General features: G+C 60.8%; 18 protein-coding genes. 3 read left to right on the top strand and 15 right to left on the bottom strand.

What is annotated here, in order from left to right; all coding sequences use genetic code 11:
* The gene (pnp, locus tag LNV09_RS17250; protein ID WP_263558306.1) at positions 1–2,130 is read right to left on the bottom strand and encodes a polyribonucleotide nucleotidyltransferase; all 2,130 of its coding nucleotides are present in this window, start codon (positions 2,128–2,130) and stop codon (positions 1–3) included.
* A gap of 287 nt (positions 2,131–2,417) precedes the next feature.
* Entirely contained in the window at positions 2,418–2,687 is a 270-nt protein-coding gene (gene rpsO / locus LNV09_RS17245; RefSeq protein WP_263558305.1) for a 30S ribosomal protein S15, read from the bottom strand.
* Between the two features lie 400 nt (positions 2,688–3,087).
* Between rpsO and LNV09_RS17240 the strand changes: the two genes are divergently transcribed.
* Positions 3,088–3,516, top strand: coding sequence for an Hsp20/alpha crystallin family protein (locus tag LNV09_RS17240; protein ID WP_263558304.1), 429 nt, complete (start codon positions 3,088–3,090; stop codon positions 3,514–3,516).
* Positions 3,517–3,533: 17 nt separating this feature from the next.
* Here LNV09_RS17240 and tsaD read toward each other — a convergent pair whose 3' ends face one another.
* The 9 genes from tsaD to uvrB form a co-directional block, all read right to left on the bottom strand.
* Positions 3,534–4,574, bottom strand: a complete 1,041-nt coding sequence (gene tsaD, locus LNV09_RS17235) for a tRNA (adenosine(37)-N6)-threonylcarbamoyltransferase complex transferase subunit TsaD (protein WP_263558303.1) — start codon at positions 4,572–4,574, stop codon at positions 3,534–3,536.
* Positions 4,575–4,579: 5 nt separating this feature from the next.
* A complete protein-coding gene (fdx, locus tag LNV09_RS17230; RefSeq protein ID WP_263558302.1) occupies positions 4,580–4,918 on the bottom strand; it encodes an ISC system 2Fe-2S type ferredoxin in 339 nt (112 codons plus the stop codon).
* Between the two features lie 21 nt (positions 4,919–4,939).
* On the bottom strand, positions 4,940–6,796 hold the full coding sequence (hscA, locus tag LNV09_RS17225; protein ID WP_263558301.1) for a Fe-S protein assembly chaperone HscA: 1,857 nt from the start codon (positions 6,794–6,796) through the stop codon (positions 4,940–4,942).
* Positions 6,797–6,798: 2 nt separating this feature from the next.
* Positions 6,799–7,317: a Fe-S protein assembly co-chaperone HscB gene (gene hscB / locus LNV09_RS17220; protein WP_263558300.1), complete on the bottom strand. Its 519-nt coding sequence runs from the start codon at positions 7,315–7,317 to the stop codon at positions 6,799–6,801.
* Positions 7,318–7,413: 96 nt separating this feature from the next.
* Positions 7,414–7,737: an iron-sulfur cluster assembly protein IscA gene (iscA, locus tag LNV09_RS17215; RefSeq protein ID WP_263535162.1), complete on the bottom strand. Its 324-nt coding sequence runs from the start codon at positions 7,735–7,737 to the stop codon at positions 7,414–7,416.
* Positions 7,738–7,752: 15 nt separating this feature from the next.
* Positions 7,753–8,160: a Fe-S cluster assembly scaffold IscU gene (gene iscU / locus LNV09_RS17210; RefSeq protein ID WP_263558299.1), complete on the bottom strand. Its 408-nt coding sequence runs from the start codon at positions 8,158–8,160 to the stop codon at positions 7,753–7,755.
* 52 nt (positions 8,161–8,212) lie between these two features.
* Entirely contained in the window at positions 8,213–9,433 is a 1,221-nt protein-coding gene (locus LNV09_RS17205) for an IscS subfamily cysteine desulfurase (RefSeq protein WP_263558298.1), read from the bottom strand.
* 26 nt (positions 9,434–9,459) lie between these two features.
* Positions 9,460–9,993: a Fe-S cluster assembly transcription factor gene (locus LNV09_RS17200; protein ID WP_263535165.1), complete on the bottom strand. Its 534-nt coding sequence runs from the start codon at positions 9,991–9,993 to the stop codon at positions 9,460–9,462.
* Between the two features lie 160 nt (positions 9,994–10,153).
* A complete protein-coding gene (gene uvrB / locus LNV09_RS17195; RefSeq protein WP_263558297.1) occupies positions 10,154–12,256 on the bottom strand; it encodes an excinuclease ABC subunit UvrB in 2,103 nt (700 codons plus the stop codon).
* A 348-nt stretch (positions 12,257–12,604) separates the two neighbouring features.
* On the opposite strand from uvrB, the gene LNV09_RS17190 reads away from it, so the two are divergent.
* Both LNV09_RS17190 and rsxB read left to right on the top strand, forming a co-directional pair.
* Positions 12,605–14,035: a polyhydroxyalkanoate depolymerase gene (locus LNV09_RS17190; protein WP_263558296.1), complete on the top strand. Its 1,431-nt coding sequence runs from the start codon at positions 12,605–12,607 to the stop codon at positions 14,033–14,035.
* A gap of 26 nt (positions 14,036–14,061) precedes the next feature.
* Positions 14,062–14,715, top strand: coding sequence for an electron transport complex subunit RsxB (gene rsxB, locus LNV09_RS17185; protein WP_411969311.1), 654 nt, complete (start codon positions 14,062–14,064; stop codon positions 14,713–14,715).
* 10 nt (positions 14,716–14,725) lie between these two features.
* On the opposite strand, the gene LNV09_RS17180 is transcribed toward rsxB, so the two are convergent.
* The 4 genes from LNV09_RS17180 to LNV09_RS17165 form a co-directional block, all read right to left on the bottom strand.
* Positions 14,726–14,959 carry a hypothetical protein gene (locus LNV09_RS17180; protein ID WP_263558294.1) on the bottom strand — a complete coding sequence of 78 codons (234 nt, stop codon included), beginning with the start codon at positions 14,957–14,959 and terminating at the stop codon, positions 14,726–14,728.
* A gap of 141 nt (positions 14,960–15,100) precedes the next feature.
* On the bottom strand, positions 15,101–15,748 hold the full coding sequence (locus LNV09_RS17175; protein WP_263558293.1) for an ankyrin repeat domain-containing protein: 648 nt from the start codon (positions 15,746–15,748) through the stop codon (positions 15,101–15,103).
* A 12-nt stretch (positions 15,749–15,760) separates the two neighbouring features.
* Positions 15,761–16,540, bottom strand: a complete 780-nt coding sequence (locus LNV09_RS17170) for a TatD family hydrolase (protein WP_263558292.1) — start codon at positions 16,538–16,540, stop codon at positions 15,761–15,763.
* 6 nt (positions 16,541–16,546) lie between these two features.
* A complete protein-coding gene (locus tag LNV09_RS17165) occupies positions 16,547–16,909 on the bottom strand; it encodes a PilZ domain-containing protein (protein ID WP_263558384.1) in 363 nt (120 codons plus the stop codon).
* Between the last annotated feature and the right edge of the window lie 80 nt (positions 16,910–16,989).

Raw genomic sequence — 16,989 nt, 5'->3', positions numbered from 1 at the left:
TTATTCGGCGTCGTTCGCGACTTGCACAGGAGCCGCGTCACGGTCGATCAAAGCCTTCATCGACAACTTGATGCGGCCCTTCTCGTCGGTTTCCATGACCTTGACCTTGACGATCTGACCTTCCTTAAGGAAGTCGGTCACCTTCTCGACGCGCTGGTGAGCGATCTGGCTGATGTGCAGCAGACCGTCCTTGCCAGGCAGCAAGTTGACGAGTGCGCCGAAGTCCAGGATCTTGGTGATCGGGCCTTCGTAGATCTTGCCGATTTCGACTTCGGCGGTGATCTCCTGAATGCGCTTCTTGGCGTACTCGGCCTTTTCGGCATCGGTCGACGCGATGGTGATCGTGCCGTCTTCGTTGATGTCGATGGTGGTGCCGGTTTCTTCGGTCAGCGCACGGATGGTCGCGCCGCCCTTGCCGATCACGTCACGGATCTTTTCCGGATTGATCTTCATCGTGTACAGACGCGGAGCGAACTGCGACACCTCGGTGTTGGCCACACCCATGGCCTCGACCATCTTGCCCAGGATGTGCAGACGCGCCTCCTTGGCTTGCGCCAATGCGACCTGCATGATTTCCTTGGTGATACCCTGAATCTTGATGTCCATCTGCAGCGCGGTGATGCCGCCTGTCGTGCCGGCCACCTTGAAGTCCATGTCACCCAGATGATCTTCGTCACCCAGGATGTCGGTCAGCACGGCGAAACGGTTGCCGTCCTTGATCAAGCCCATGGCGATACCGGCGACGTGCGCCTTCATTGGCACGCCGGCGTCCATCAAAGCCAGGCAGCCGCCGCAGACCGAAGCCATCGACGAGGAGCCGTTCGACTCGGTGATTTCAGACACCACGCGCATCGAGTAAGGGAAGTCTTCCTTGCTCGGCAGGGCGGCGATCAGCGCGCGCTTGGCGAGACGGCCGTGGCCGATTTCACGACGCTTCGGGCTACCGACGCGACCGGTTTCGCCAGTGGCGAACGGAGGCATGTTGTAGTGCATCATGAAGGTGTCTTCGAACTCACCGGCCAGCGCGTCGATGCGCTGAGCATCACGGTTAGTACCCAGCGTCGCCACCACCAGCGCCTGCGTTTCACCACGGGTGAACAGCGCCGAGCCGTGGGTGCGCGGCAGGATGGAATTGCGAATCTCGATCGGGCGCACGGTGCGGGTGTCGCGGCCGTCGATACGGGGCTCGCCAGCCAGGATCTGACCGCGCACGATGCGGGCTTCGATCTCGAACAACAGGCTTTCCACTTCGACCTTGTCGAACTCGATGCCGTCAGCCTTCAGGCCGGCCAGCACGTTGGCGGTGACCGTGCGGCAAGCTTGGGTACGCGCCTGCTTATTGCGGATTTGGTAAGCAGCAGCCAGACCCTCTTCGGCCAGGGCCCCAACCTTGGCGATCAGCGGCTCGTTCTTGGCTGGGGCAACCCAGTTCCAGCTTGGCTTGCCGGCGTCGCGCACCAGCTCGTCGATGGCGGCAACGGCGATATTGCCTTGCTCATGGCCGAAAACCACGGCGCCCAACATGATTTCTTCGCTCAGGCCATCAGCCTCGGACTCAACCATCAAGACTGCAGCTTGCGTGCCCGCAACCACCAGGTCCATCTTGCTATTGGCCAAGACGGTCTTGCCTGGATTCAGCACATATTCGCCATTGACATAGCCAACGCGAGCTGCACCGATCGGGCCATTGAACGGGATGCCGGAAATCGCCAGCGCGGCACTCGAAGCGATCAGCGCAGCGATGTCGGCTTGCACTTCGGGATTCAAAGACAGCACGTGGACGACCACTTGCACTTCGTTGTAGAAGCCTTCAGGGAACAACGGACGGATCGGGCGATCGATCAGGCGGCTGGTCAGCGTCTCCAGCTCGCTTGGGCGGCCTTCACGCTTGAAGAAGCTGCCGGGGATCTTGCCGGCGGCATAGGTCTTCTCGAGATAGTCAACGGTCAGCGGGAAGAAATCTTGACCGGCCTTGGCATCAGTCTTGGCGACGACGGTGGCCAAAACCACGGTGTCGTCGATATTGACGATCACGGCACCGCTGGACTGGCGAGCTACTTCGCCGGTTTCCATCGTGACGGTGTGCTGACCCCATTGGAAGGTCTTGGTGACTTTATTGAACAAACTCATTGTGTCTCTCCTCTAGGCCGACATTGCAGACACCACATGGGCAGCAACTTGGCTGTAATGAAGCGGCTTACGGCGCCGCAACAGGACCGAGAGTGAGTCTGGGTTTGGCGGGATGCCATTCCAGCACCTTGCCACCGTCCGCTTCAGCGGCACCACCCGGCAAGGTATTGGAATGACACAGCAGCGCCACGTCAGCTCAACTCAATACAACGCAAAACGATTTTCAAAAAGACAAAGAGCCTGTGCTGGACATAGACCCAGACAGGCTCCTTGACCTCACTCGCAAATTACTTGCGCAGACCCAACTTCTGGATCAATGCAAGGTAACGCGAAGCGTCCTTGGTCTTCAGGTAGGACAACAAGCTCTTGCGCGAGTTGACCATCTTCAGCAAACCGCGACGACCGTGGTGGTCCTTCTTGTTTGCCTTGAAGTGGGGGGTCAGCGCATTGATGCGTGCTGTCAGCAGAGCGACTTGGACTTCAGGCGAACCTGTGTCATTTGCGCTGCGTGCGTTCGCTTGAACGACTTCTGCTTTGTTAAAACTTTCGACTGCCATGATGCGTTCCTAGATGCCGGAAGCCGCTGGCAAGCCAGGTAAATTGCCCTGGCGCACAGACGGTTTCCATTGTTTCACTTGCGGTCACGGGTGAAACCGACCCGAGCCGTGCCTTTGCCTGCTGCCTCTTGCCAACGCGCCTGAAAAACAAACGCGCCGAGCCCAGGCAACAAAACTCGCTGATTATAGACCAAGATTGCCCAAGCAGCCTTGGCTATGTACCCGACCAGACTCCGAGGCCGCCCCGAAATGGAGCCGAACCGGGTCATTCCAAGTCCCCGAAAACTGTATTTTTGTAGCCTCTTGAATCCGCCTAATCAGCGCCAAACTTCGAAGTCATGGGGCTTGCGGCGCTTTGAATTCTCAAAGCGTTGGATGCAACACCCTTCAGGAGCTAGCCATGTTTGTGATTCCCGTGAGCCGTCATTCCGCTGAATTCACCCGCCAGATCGAGCGTCTTTTGGCCAAGCCCGAGCGCGACGCCGTGGCGCTGCGCACCCCGCCGCTCGATGTCAGCGAGACCGATCAAGCCTATATCTTGCAACTTGACCTGCCCGGTATCGCCAAAGACGCCGTCAAGATCACTATCGAAGGCCGCCGCATCAGCATTGACGCAGTGCAAACAGCCGCTGCCGCGCCGCAAGATGCTACCGCGCCGGTGGAGCGCCCGCTGCACCGAGAACGTTCGCTAACTCGCTTCTCCCGCAGTGTCGTGTTGCCGACCGAAGTCAGTCAGTCAGACTCCAAGGCCACGCTGGAAAGCGGCGTGTTGACGCTGACCTTGGTCAAGCGCCAGCCCGTCGGCGCCAGCCACCTGACTGTCAATTGAGCGTCAACTGAGCGGGCTCAGGCGCTGCCCAGGGTCCAGCGCGGCCTGACGGCAAAGCCGCCGTCGTTTTGCAAGTCGGCCATGCCGCGTTGCAAACGCATGGCGGCGGCCATCGCGATCATGGCGCCGTTGTCGGTGCACAGGCTGAGCTCGGGGTAATGCACGCGCACCCCGCGTTTGCCGCAGGCCGCATTCAATTGCTCGCGCAGCATCGTGTTGGCACCCACACCGCCAGCTACTACTAGGCGCTTGAGCCCAGTCTCCTTCAGCGCGAGCAGTGACTTGCGCACCAGCACCTCAACAATCGCCGCCTGAGTAGCAGCCGCCAAATCAGCGCGCTGCTGCTCTGTGGGCGCCTCACCCAGGCGCTTGACTTGCGTGAGCACCGCCGTCTTCAAACCGGCAAAGCTGAAGTCCGGCTTGCCGCTGCGCAGCATCGGGCGCGGCAGATCAAAAGCCTTGGCATCCCCATTTAGAGCCAAGCGGGCCAGATGCGGCCCACCGGGATAGGGCAAGCCCAAGAGCTTGGCGCTCTTGTCGAACGCTTCGCCGGCGGCGTCATCAATGGTTTCACCCAGCATTTCATAGCTGCCGACATCGTTGACCCGCATCAGCTGCGTGTGGCCGCCCGACACCAGCAAGGCCACGAACGGAAACTCGGGCGCATCCGCTGATAAGAACGGCGACAGCAAATGGCCTTCCAGATGATGAATGCCCAGCGTCGGCTTACCCAAAGCTGCGGCCATCGCGACCGCCACGCCGGCCCCCACCAACAAAGCGCCAGCCAGGCCCGGCCCTTGCGTATAGGCGATCACATCAACCTGCGCCAAGGGCACGGCAGCTTCGGCCAGCACCTCGCGCGTCAGCGGCAGCACCCGGCGAATATGGTCGCGCGAGGCCAACTCGGGCACCACGCCGCCGTAAGCCTGATGCATGCTGATCTGGCTGAACAAGGCCTGCGCGAGCAGGCGCGGCGCGCCCTGCGAGCGATCGCTCGGCACCTCGATCAAGGCGACGCCGGTTTCGTCACAAGAGGACTCGAAGCCTAGAACCAACATGGCGGTCAGTGATTTTCTTTGGCGTGATTGATCGAGTATTTAGGAATCTCAATCGTCACATCCTTCTGACCCAGGATGGCCTGGCAGCTCAGGCGTGAATCGGGCTCCAAGCCCCAGGCGCGGTCCAGCATATCTTCCTCGCCCTCCTCCATTTCGGACAGCGTACGCATGCCTTCGCGCACGATCACATGGCAGGTGGTGCAGGCGCAGACCATGTCGCAGGCATGTTCGATGGCGACGCAGTTCTCAAGCAAGGCCTCGCAGATCGAGGTCCCGGCGGGCGCGCTTACCGACTTGCCCTCGGGGCAATATTCGGCATGGGGAAGAATTTTGATGACTGGCATGACGATCCTTGGGCGAATTGCTTAGAGCTGTTCGATATTGCGGCCGGTCAAGGCGCGCTGAATGCCGCGATTCATGCGCGCGGCGGCAAAGGCTTCGGTGCCCTTGGCCAGGGCCTCAACGGCGGCATCGATGACATTGCCGTCCTCACCCTGGGCCGACAGTTGCAAGGCTTGCAGCAAGGCGGCAATCTCATCGCGCTCGGCCTCCTCGAGCAAGTCTGCGTCAGCCGCCAACGCCGAATGCGTCGCCAGCGTCATGCGCTCGGCCTCGACCCGCGCTTCGCGCAATTTGCGTGCGGCCATATCGGCTTCGGCGCTGGCAAAGCCGTCTTTGAGCATGCCGGCAATCTGCTCATCGCTGAGGCCATAACTCGGCTTGACGACGATGGCCGTCTCCACACCCGAGCCCAACTCCTTGGCCGAGACGCTCAGCAAGCCGTCGGCATCGACCTGGAAGGTGACACGAATCCGCGCTGCGCCCGCCACCATCGGCGGAATGCCGCGCAGCTCGAAACGCGCCAAAGAGCGGCATTCACTGACCAACTCGCGCTCGCCTTGGAGCACATGCAGCGCCATCGCGGTCTGGCCGTCCTTGAAGGTGGTGAAGTCTTGCGCTTGCGCTACCGGAATGGTCGCGTTGCGCTCGATGAGGCGCTCGACCAAGCCGCCCATGGTCTCCAGACCCAGCGACAGCGGAATCACGTCGAGCAACAAGATATCGCCGTCTGCCGCATTGCCGGCGAGTTGATTGGCTTGAATGGCCGCGCCCAGCGCGACCACTTCGTCGGGATTCAGATTCGTCAGCACCTCGCGGCAGAACAAGTCGCCAACGACTCTGCGCACGCAGGGCATGCGTGTAGAGCCGCCGACCATCACGACACCGGCGACTTCGTCCGCCTTGACCTTGGCGTCGCGCAGCACACGCCGCACCGATGCCAGGGTTCGATCAAGCAAGGCTTGGCTCAATGATTCGAACTGCGCGCGTGTTAGCAACACATTTAAATCGCCGCCATCCAGCTTGGTCTGCAAAACCACGCTGTCGGCGCCGGACAGGGCTTCTTTGGCAGCGCGCGCCGCCACCAAGATGGCGCGTTTGTCATGAGCGGTGTCGGCGCTGAGTCCGGCTTGCGCCAAGGCCCAATCGGCCAGCAAACGATCAAAATCATCGCCACCCAGCGCGGCATCGCCGCCGGTGGCGACCACCTCGAACACACCGCGACTCAGGCGCAGCAAGGAAATATCAAAGGTGCCACCGCCCAGATCGTAGACGGCATAAAGACCTTCGCTGCCGTTGTCCAGGCCATAGGCAATCGCGGCGGCCGTCGGCTCATTGATCAGACGCAGCACATTCAGGCCGGCGAGTTGCGCCGCGTCCTTGGTCGCTTGGCGCTGCGCATCATCAAAATAGGCCGGCACCGTGATCACTGCGCCAAACACATCGTCGGCAAAACTGTCTTCGGCCCGAAAGCGCAGCGTCGCCAGGATTTCTGCCGAGACCTCGACCGGCGATTTACTGCCTTCGCGCGTACGCAGCGACACCATGCCGGGCGTGTCCTCGAATTGATAGGGCAGCTGCTCCCGATTGGCGATATCTGCCAAGGCCCGGCCCATCAAGCGTTTGACGGACACAATCGTGTTGACCGGATCTTCGGCCTGCGCCGCCAGCGCCAGGGCGCCGATCTGACGCCGTCCATCTTCGAGGTAACGCACGGCCGACGGCAAGATCACTTGGCCGGCCTCATCGGGCAGGCATTCGGCCACACCGCTGCGCACGGCCGCCACCAGGGAATGCGTGGTACCCAGATCGATGCCCACCGCGATGCGGCGCTGATGCGGGTTGGGCGACTGCCCGGGTTCGGAGATTTGCAGCAATGCCATTGTTATTGTCCTAGGGCGTCCAAGCGCCGGTCGATATCGGAGCGGAATTTGGCGATGAACATCAAGGCCCTGACCTGCTCGGCGGCCGCTTCGGTGCGGCCTTGTTCGTCCAGTAAAAGCTGCACATCCGCCAGCAGTTCGTCTTCGCGCTGCGCCAGTTCCGCATCCAGCTTTTGCACATCGGCCGCGCCGGCCGCTTCATCCAAGGCCTCACGCCAGGCCATTTGCTCCATCAGGAAGGCCGTCGGCATGCGGGTGTTCTCGTTCAAGCGCAGCGGCGCGCCGCGCAACTCGCACAAATAGGCGGCGCGCTTGAGCGGGTCGCGCAGGCGTTGATGAGCCTCGTTGACCCGCACCGCCCATTGCATCGCAATGCGCTGCGCGGCCGCGCCTTCGGTTGCAAACTTGTCCGGATGGACCTTTGCCTGCAATTCCTTCCAGCGCGCATCAATCTCGGCGCGCATTTGCGCCTGCCGTGGCGGCAAACCAAACAGACTGAAGTCGTCGTCGTCGAGTTTCATCAGCAATACATTTCAGCGCTCAAGCGCTTGGTCAGGGTCCGGCGCCAAGAAAAAAGGCGCGGCAAGTGGCCGCGCCCTAGGACTTGGGCCAGCACTTTACACGCGGAAGGACTCGCCGCAACCGCAGCGGTCTTTCTCACGCGGATTGCGGAACTTGAAGCCCTCGTTCAGGCCTTCGCGCACGAAGTCCAGCTCGGTCCCTTCTAGATAGGGCAGGCTCTTGGGATCGATCAAAATCTTGATGCCATGGCCCTCAAAGACGATGTCCTCGGGAGCCACTTCGTCGGCATATTCGAGCTTGTAGGCCAAGCCCGAGCAGCCGGTCGTTTTGACGCCCAAGCGCACACCCACGCCACGGCCACGCTTGGTGATGTAGCGCGTCACATGGCGCGCGGCTGCTTCTGTCATCGTCACGGACATGCGGGCAACCCTCGCTTACTGAGCTGCCGGCGCTGCCGCCGATGCGTGCTTGGCGCGGTAGTCATCCACCGCCGCCTTGATCGCATCTTCGGCCAGGATGGAGCAGTGGATCTTCACTGGCGGCAAGGCCAGCTCTTCGGCGATCTGGGTGTTCTTGATGTCCAGAGCCTGATCGAGCGACTTGCCCTTGACCCACTCGGTCACCAGCGAGCTCGACGCGATCGCCGAGCCGCAGCCATAGGTCTTGAACTTGGCGTCTTCGATCAAGCCGGTGGCCGGGTTGACCTTGATTTGCAACTTCATCACGTCGCCGCAGGCGGGTGCGCCGACCATGCCGGTGCCGACCGAGTCATCGCCCTTTTCAAAGGCGCCGACATTGCGGGGGTTTTCGTAGTGATCAACGACCTTATCGCTATATGCCATGGTGTTCTCCTGTCTGTTTGTCGGTCCTATCTCGTCCGAGATAGGTTGGGGCTCAATGTGCTGCCCACTGAATCGTGCTGATGTCGATGCCGTCCTTATACATATCCCAAAGCGGCGACAACTCACGCAACTTGGCGACCCGGTGCCTCAGCGTCGTGATCGCATAATCAATTTCTTCGACGGTGGTGAAGCGACCAATCGTCATGCGCAGCGAGGAGTGCGCCAGCTCATCGCTGCGGCCCAAGGCGCGCAAGACATAGCTGGGCTCCAGGCTGGCCGAAGTGCAGGCCGAACCCGACGACACCGCCAAGCCCTTGACGCCCATGATCAGCGACTCACCTTCCACATAGTTAAAGGAGATGTTCAGGTTGTGCGGCACGCGGCGCTCCAGATCGCCGTTGACGAAGACCTGTTCGATATCGCTCAGACCGTCCAGCAACCGCTTGTGCAGCATGCGGATGCGCTCGCCTTCGACGGCCATCTCTTCACCCGCCAAACGGAAGGCCGTGCCCATGCCGACGATCTGGTGCGTGGCCAGCGTGCCCGAGCGCATGCCGCGTTCTTGCCCGCCGCCGTGCATCTGCGCTTCCAGCCGGATGCGCGGCTTGCGGCGCACATACAAGGCGCCGATACCCTTGGGGCCATAGGTCTTGTGCGAGGCCAAGCTCATCAGATCCACCGGCAATTCGGCCAGATTGATGGCGATCTTGCCGGTCGCTTGCGCGGCATCGACGTGGAAGATGATGCCGTGCTCACGGCACAAGGCGCCGATCGCCGGGATGTCTTGAATCACGCCGATCTCGTTGCTGACGTAGAGCACCGAGGCCAGGATGGTGTCGGGGCGAATCGCCGCCTTGAATCGTTCCAGATCGAGCAGGCCGTTGGCTTCGACCTCGAGGTAAGTCACCTCAAAGCCTTGGCGCTCCAGCTCGCGGCAGGTATCCAGCACCGCCTTGTGCTCGGTCTTGAGCGTGATGATGTGCTTGCCGCGGGTCTTGTAGAAATGCGCCGCGCCCTTGATTGCCAGATTGATCGACTCGGTGGCGCCCGAAGTCCAGACGATTTCGCGCGGATCGGCGCCAATCAGCCCGGCCACTTCTTCGCGTGACTTCTCGACGATCGCTTCTGCTTCCCAGCCCCAGGCATGGCTGCGGGATGCGGGGTTGCCGAAATGCTCGCTCAACCAAGGCACCATGGCGGCAACGACACGGGGGTCCACCGGCGTGGTGGCGCCGTAATCCATATAGATAGGGAAATGCGGGGTCATGTCCATGTTCAGGTTTGCTTGTTCAGTGATGCTTATTTGGTGAAGGAATTGCCGAGGGCAAAGACCGAATTCGGTGCGGTGATGCGGATGGGCTTGAGCACCGGCTGCGAAGAGATCGCCCGCTTCAGCGGCGACTCTTCAATCGTCACGCCCTTGGCCAACTGATCCTCAACCAGCTTGCGCAGCGAGACGGAGCTGAGGTACTCGATCATCTTGGCGTTCAGGCTCGTCCACAACTCATGCGTGATGCAGCGGCCGGTATTCTCGCCCATGCAGTTCTCATGGCCGCCACAGCCGGTCGCGTCGAGCGGCTCATCCACGGCGACGATAATGTCGGCCACGGTGATATCGCTGGACTTGCGCCCGAGCGAGTAGCCGCCGCCGGGGCCGCGCGTGCTCTCAACCAATTCATGCCGGCGCAGCTTGCCGAACAGCTGTTCCAGGTAGGACAAAGAAATCTGCTGCCGCTGGCTGATGGCGGCCAGCGCTACCGGCCCGCCGTTTTCACGCAGGGCCAAATCAATCATCGCGGTAACGGCAAAACGACCTTTGGTGGTAAGACGCATAAACCCTCCTTTTGGTCCACATGAACACAAGTCGGCAGCAGCTGAGCCGCCCGATCCCGGCTAAACCTGCAAAACGGGTTTACCCTTGATCAATTCCGACTATTTTACTCAATTATTACCAAACTTGCTGGAGCGGTAAAAAAACCAGGTCCTTGAAGGGCTATAGATGGTCGTGCACGACGGCACCGAACGCTTGTTCGCGCAGCTGAGCCAGCTGATCGCGCACCCGCGCGGCCTTCTCGAATTCGAGGTTGCGCGCATGTTCCAACATCTGCTTCTCCAGCAAGCCCATGCGCTTGCTGAGATCTTTCTCGCTCATTTGCTCCACCGCCGCCACTTGCAGCAGCTTTTGATCGTCGCGGCCGCTCTTCTCGGAGTAGACGCCGTCGATCATGTCCTTGATGCGCTTGTTGATGCTGCGCGGCGTGATGCCGTTGGCTTCATTGAAGGCCAATTGCTTGGTACGCCTGCGCTCGGTTTCGCCCATCGCTTTCTTCATTGACTCGGTGATGCGGTCGGCATACAGAATTGCCTTGCCGCGCAGATTGCGCGCCGCGCGGCCAATGGTCTGGATCAAGCTGCGCTCGGAGCGCAAGAAGCCTTCCTTGTCGGCGTCCAGAATCGCCACCAGCGAGACCTCGGGGATGTCCAGACCTTCGCGCAGCAAATTGATGCCGACCAGCACGTCAAACACGCCCAGGCGCAGGTCGCGAAGAATTTCCACCCGTTCGACCGTGTCGACGTCCGAGTGCAGGTAGCGCACCTTGCAGCCGTTGTCGCTCAAGTAATCGGTCAGCTGCTCGGCCATCCGCTTGGTCAAGGTCGTGATCAAGACCCGCTCATTGAGCTCGACCCGCTCCCGGATTTCTTGCAGCACATCATCGACCTGATGGGTGGCAGGGCGCACCTCGACCAAGGGGTCGACCAGGCCGGTAGGCCGCACCACCTGCTCAACCACCTGGCCAGAGTTCTCCTGCTCATAAGCGGCCGGTGTGGCCGACACAAACACCGCCTGGCGCATCTTGCGTTCGAACTCGGCGAACTTGAGCGGCCGGTTATCGAGCGCCGACGGCAGGCGAAAGCCATATTCGACCAAGGTCGACTTGCGCGCCCGGTCGCCGTTGTACATGCCGCCGAACTGGCCGATCAGCACATGGCTTTCGTCCAGGAACATCAAGGCATCTTTGGCCAGATAGTCGACCAAGGTCGGCGGCGCTTCGCCGGGCTGAGCGCCCGAGATATGGCGGGTGTAGTTCTCGATGCCCTTGCAATGGCCGACCTCGTTGAGCATCTCCAAGTCAAAGCGGGTGCGTTGCTCCAGGCGCTGCGCCTCGACCAATTTGCCGTCCTTGATGAACTCCCCCAGGCGCTGACGCAACTCCTCCTTGATGCCGTCCATCGCGGCCAGCACGCGCTCGCGCGGCGTCACGTAATGGCTGCTCGGGTAAACCGTGAAACGCGGAATCTTCTGGCGGATCTTGCCGGTCAGCGGGTCGAACAACTGCAGCGTCTCGACCTCATCATCGAACAGCTCGATACGCAGCGCCAACTCCGAATGCTCGGCCGGGAACACATCAATGGTGTCGCCGCGCACCCGGAAGGCACCCCGGCTGAACTCGACTTCGTTGCGCGTGTACTGCATGCGAATCAGCTGGGCGATCACGTCGCGCTGACCCATCTTGTCGCCGGTGCGCAGCGTCATCACCATCTGGTGATAGTCGACCGGGTTGCCGATACCGTAGATCGCCGACACCGAGGCTACGATCACCACATCACGCCGCTCCATCAAGCTCTTGGTCGCCGACAGACGCAACTGCTCGATATGCTCGTTGATCGCACTGTCCTTTTCGATGAACAGGTCGCGCTGCGGCACATAGGCTTCGGGCTGGTAATAGTCGTAATAGCTGACGAAATACTCGACCGCATTGTTCGGAAAGAAATCGCGGAACTCGCCGTACAACTGCGCCGCCAGCGTTTTATTGGGCGCGAAAATGATGGCCGGGCGGCCCAAGCGCGCGATCACATTGGCCATCGTGAAGGTCTTGCCCGAGCCGGTCACACCCAAAAGGGTTTGAAAACTCAAGCCATCATTGATGCCTTCGACCAACTTATCGATCGCTGCAGGCTGATCGCCAGCGGGCGGAAAAGGCTGAAACAACTGGAATGGCGAACCCTCGAAAGACACGAACTCCCCTTTCGGAGCGTCGTCCGGCGCGTCCGCTTGAGCGGCGTTTTTGTCTATGAGGCGATCTGAATCTTGCATCGGGTATTCCCTGGAATTTGGCGCCCACCCGCCTTAAGGAGGCAGCATGCGCAACCCGACAGATTAGCGCAGACGCGGCCTGCGCGTCACCCGAGAGGGCTCTTGATGCTGCCACCGTGCTGTCAGCAGGCGATCATTTAGGCCTCTTTTCGGGCGAAGTCGCTGAGGCTGTACCGCCATAATTCCGTTGCGGCAGGCGCATCAAGATGCTCAGCGACGCGTGCAGTGGTCCGACGGACTTAGGGTTTAGGCCCTAAAATGCTGCAACGCACAATTTTCTGGCAATATTGCGCCTGCACTGCTTACGTCGGCCACCGCCAACGTTCTACTCGAACCCAAGGGCACACCATGCTGTATCAGCTTTTCGAAACTCAACGCGCATTGATGAGTCCGTTCGCCGAGTTCTCCAGTGCCTCGGCCAAGCTCTATAACCACCCGCTGTCGCCGTTCTCGCATTCGCCGATGTCGCAGCGCGTTTCGGCCGGTCTGGACTTGATGCACCGCCTGGCCAAGGATTATGAAAAGCCGGAATTCGGGATTCGCGGTGTGATCGTGGACGGCGTCGAAGTCGCGGTGCAAGAGTTGGTGCCGCTGACCAAGCCCTTTTGCCGCCTGCTGCGCTTCAAGCGTTACACCGACGATCTGGCGGTCTTGTCCAAGATGAAGGATCAGCCGACGGTCTTGGTCGTGGCGCCACTTTCAGGTCATCACAGCACCTTGCTGCGCGACACCGTGCGCCAACTGCTCAAAGACCACAAGGTGTTCATCACCGATTGGACCGATGCCCGCATGGTGCCCAAGGAAGTCGGCGCCTTCCATCTGGATGACTACATTGCCTATGTGCAGGAATTCATCCGCTTGGTCGGCCCGGACTGCCACGTGATTTCGGTCTGCCAGCCCACCGTGCCGGTGCTGGCTGCCATTTCTCTGATGGCCTCCAGCGGCGAACAAACGCCGCGCAGCATGACCATGATGGGTGGCCCGATCGATGCGCGCAAGAGCCCGACGGCGGTCAACAATCTGGCCATGAACAAGCCCTACAGCTGGTTCGAAAACAATGTGATTTACCGCGTACCGACCAACTTCCCCGGCTCGGGTCGTGCGGTCTACCCGGGCTTTTTGCAGCACACCGGCTTCGTCGCGATGAACCCCAATGTGCATATGAGCTCGCACTACGACTACTTCCTCGACCTGATGCGCGGCGATGACGAAAGCGCCGATTCGCACCGCCAGTTCTATGACGAGTACAACGCCGTGCTGGACATGCCGGCCGAGTACTACCTCGACACCATCAAGACCGTGTTCCAGGACTTCGCCCTGGTCAACGGCACCTGGAATGTCAAGGGGCAATTGGTGCGGCCGCAGGACATCAAGGGCACCGCCTTGCTGACGGTTGAAGGTGAGCGCGACGACATCTCCGGTGCCGGCCAGACGCGGGCCGCACATGAGCTTTGCTCGGGCGTTTCTACCGAGCATCAATACCATTACGACGCCGTCGGCGCCGGGCATTACGGCATCTTCTCGGGCCGCCGCTGGCGCGACAACGTCTACCCGGAAGTACAGGCTTTCATCAGCAAGTACGACCGCGCCGATGCGCTGAAGCCAAGCAAGGCGGCAGTTCCTGCTCCAGCCGTTGCAACTGCATCTGCATCTGCACCTGCACCCGCACCTGCTGCTGCGGTGGCAGCTACCGCTTCCACGTCGTCCAAGGCTTCTGCGCGCGTCGCAACTGCCGCCCCCGCAACGGCTCGCAAGACCAAAAGCAAATCAAGCACTTGACCGTTCGAGTATCAGCACCGGCAAACCTGCGGCGGTTGATCGCGGAGATTGACGCCGCGCTGCCGCAAACGCAGTGCACCCGATGCGGCTACGCCGACTGCCACGCCTATGCCGTGGCGGTCGCGCAAGGTGAGGCCGGCATCAACCAGTGCCCACCCGGCGGCGCCGAGGGCATACAGCGCTTGGCGGCGATTACCGGGCGCGCAGCCCTGCCTTTGAGTGCAGAACATGGCCTGGAGGGGCCACTGAAACTGGCGCTCATTGATGAAGCCTGGTGTATTGGTTGCACCTTGTGCATCAAGGCTTGCCCGGTGGACTGCATTGTGGGCGCGCCCAAGCAAATGCATGTCGTCGTCAATGAGCAATGCACCGGTTGCGAGTTATGCGTGCCGGCCTGCCCGGTCGACTGCATTTCGCTGGTGAGCCTCCAGCCCGAGCTCAGCGGCTGGGCCGCCTGGAGCGGCAACCAAGCGGATGCCGCCCGCGAGCGCTATCGATTTCATCAGCTCCATCTTGCCCGCGCCGAGCAAGAAAACAGCGCCCGCCTTGTCGCCAAGGCCGAAGCCAAGCTGGTCGATCTGGCTGCGGCGTCCAAACTCACCGAGCCGAGCGCCTTGGACGCCAAACGCGCCGTCATCGAAGCGGCATTGGCGCGCGCCCGCGCCAAGCGTCAAGGCTGAACTGCTCGCCTCACATGACCTGTTCGAGCAGTTCCAAGTCATCGGGTGTCTCATCGATCTGGCGATCGAAGTCTGCTGCAGCGAACTTGCCCTTCGGGATCAGTGGCTTGTCCAGCGGGCGGTATACCTGGCTGTGCAGTCGATTGAGCAGCTCGGAATGTTCCATCGCTGACACCACCTCCTCCGGGTTGAGCAGCATGGCGAAGGGGCTGTACAAGGCGCTTGCAATTTGGGTGCTCAACATGGTGATGCTCCGTTAGTTCTTACGTTTCAAGATGTAAGTAACTGTAGGGAGCCAGGCCAATTCGGCATAGTCGGGGGCGCACCAATGAGCGTGTCAGGCAAACTCCTAGTCGCTTGCTGTGGCAAGGCCAAAAACCCAGCCTCAGCCGCCGGATTTAACCATTAGCTTTGAGAGCTTGGCCTTCAATTCATCGCGCCCGGCGGTGGCCGCAAAATCAGCGGCACTGAGGCCTTGGTCGTTACGCACATTGACGTCGGCGCCAGCCTTCAACAAGGTCGCGGGCAGATCAAGCGCTCCATAGCGTGCCGACATCATCAAGGGCGTACTGCCATTGGGTGAGCGCGCGTTGATTTCCGCACCCTGACTCAGCAACCAGGCCGCGACGCCGTTGTCTGGCCCGCTGCAGGCGTAATGCAGCGGCGTCCAGCCGGGGGTATTGATAGGCGCGCCCTTTTGAACCAGCTTTTGGACCCAGTCCAACTTGCCCCTGATGGCCGCCAGCATCAGTGCGGACTCACCGTTTGCATTGACGGTCAAGATATCCAATTGGGGATGGGCCAGCAAACTATCGAAAGCTTTGTCTGAGTCCTCGCGCAAGGCAATACCGAGCGCATAACGGCCACGTGCATCGGGCTTGTTAGGGTCAACACCGCGCTGCAGCAAGCGACTCAGGTTGTAGCCATCGTTCAGCTCGGCCGCCAACACCAAGTCATCAATGGGCGCGGCCACACAAGCCCCAGCCAGGGCGAGATTGAGCGCAAACAGCGCGCTTTTTAAGCCTGCGTTCATGACTCCCCTTCGTCAATTCAAACCAAACAGGCGCCGGCAATTGGCCGAGGTTTGCGCCGCCAACTCTTCAATCGACACGCCTTTGACAGCCGCCAAGGCCGCGCCGACATGGGGTACATAAGCGGGACTGTTGGTGCGCCCGCGGTAGGGCACCGGCGCCAGATAGGGACTGTCGGTTTCGATCAACAAACGCTCCAAGGGCAGCGCCGCAGCCACATCGCGCAAGTCCTGGGCGCTCTTGAAGCTCAGAATGCCGGAGAAGGACACGTAATAGCCACGCTCGACGGCCGCCAAGGCCACCTCGACGCTTTCGGCGAAGCAATGGAACACGCCGCCGGCCTGTTCACCGCCCTCTTCGTCCAGCAAGCGCAAGGTGTCGGCGGCGCTGCTGCGGGTATGAATTACCAAGGGCTTGGCGGCCAGTCTGGCGGCACGGATATGGGTGCGAAAGCGCTCGCGCTGCCACGCCATATCGCCCTCAATGCTGCGCCCGTTCAGACGGTAATAGTCGAGGCCGGTTTCACCGATCGCAACCACCTTGGGGTCGGCCGCACCCGCCACCAATTCTTCAACGCTGGGTTCATGCACATCCTCGTTGTCCGGATGAACGCCAACCGTGGCCCAGAGTTGCGGATATTGGTGCGCAAGACTTTGGACGAGCGGGAATTCTTCCATCGTGGTGCAGATGCAAATCGCCTGCTCAACTTGCGCGGTGGCCATTTCGGCCAGAATTTCCGGCAATCGCGCATGCAACTCGGGAAAGCTCAGATGGCAATGGGAATCAATGAACATAGCTGATCAAATCGTCTGGGTCGGCTTTGAAGATGAAATTTGCGTGCCCAGGATTTCTTCGATCTTGAGTTTGACCAAACGGCTTTTTTCATCGGAGGGAAACCGCACACCAATGCCTTGGGTGCGGCCACCGGAGGCGTTGGCCGGCGTCAACCAGGCAATCTTGCCTGCCACCGGATAACGCTGATTGTCATCGGGCAGGGCCAGCAGCAGGTAAACATCTTCACCCAGGCGATATTCGCGCGTCGTCGGCACAAACAAGCCGCCATCCAGGAACACCGGCATATAGGCCGCATAGAGCGCACCCTTCTCCTTGAAGGCCAACTGAATCACGCTGGGCCGGGCACCTGCCGTGGCCGGCACCGCCACACCGGGTACACCCGTATTGGCCACGGAGGCGCTGGGTTTTGAAGGCTGATCACTCATGGAGGCCAAGTGTAGCGAAAGCC

Source organism: Paucibacter sp. B2R-40 (assembly GCF_025717555.1).
Classification (GTDB): domain Bacteria; phylum Pseudomonadota; class Gammaproteobacteria; order Burkholderiales; family Burkholderiaceae_C; genus Paucibacter_A.
This window is presented reverse-complemented; position numbering and strand designations above follow the sequence as displayed.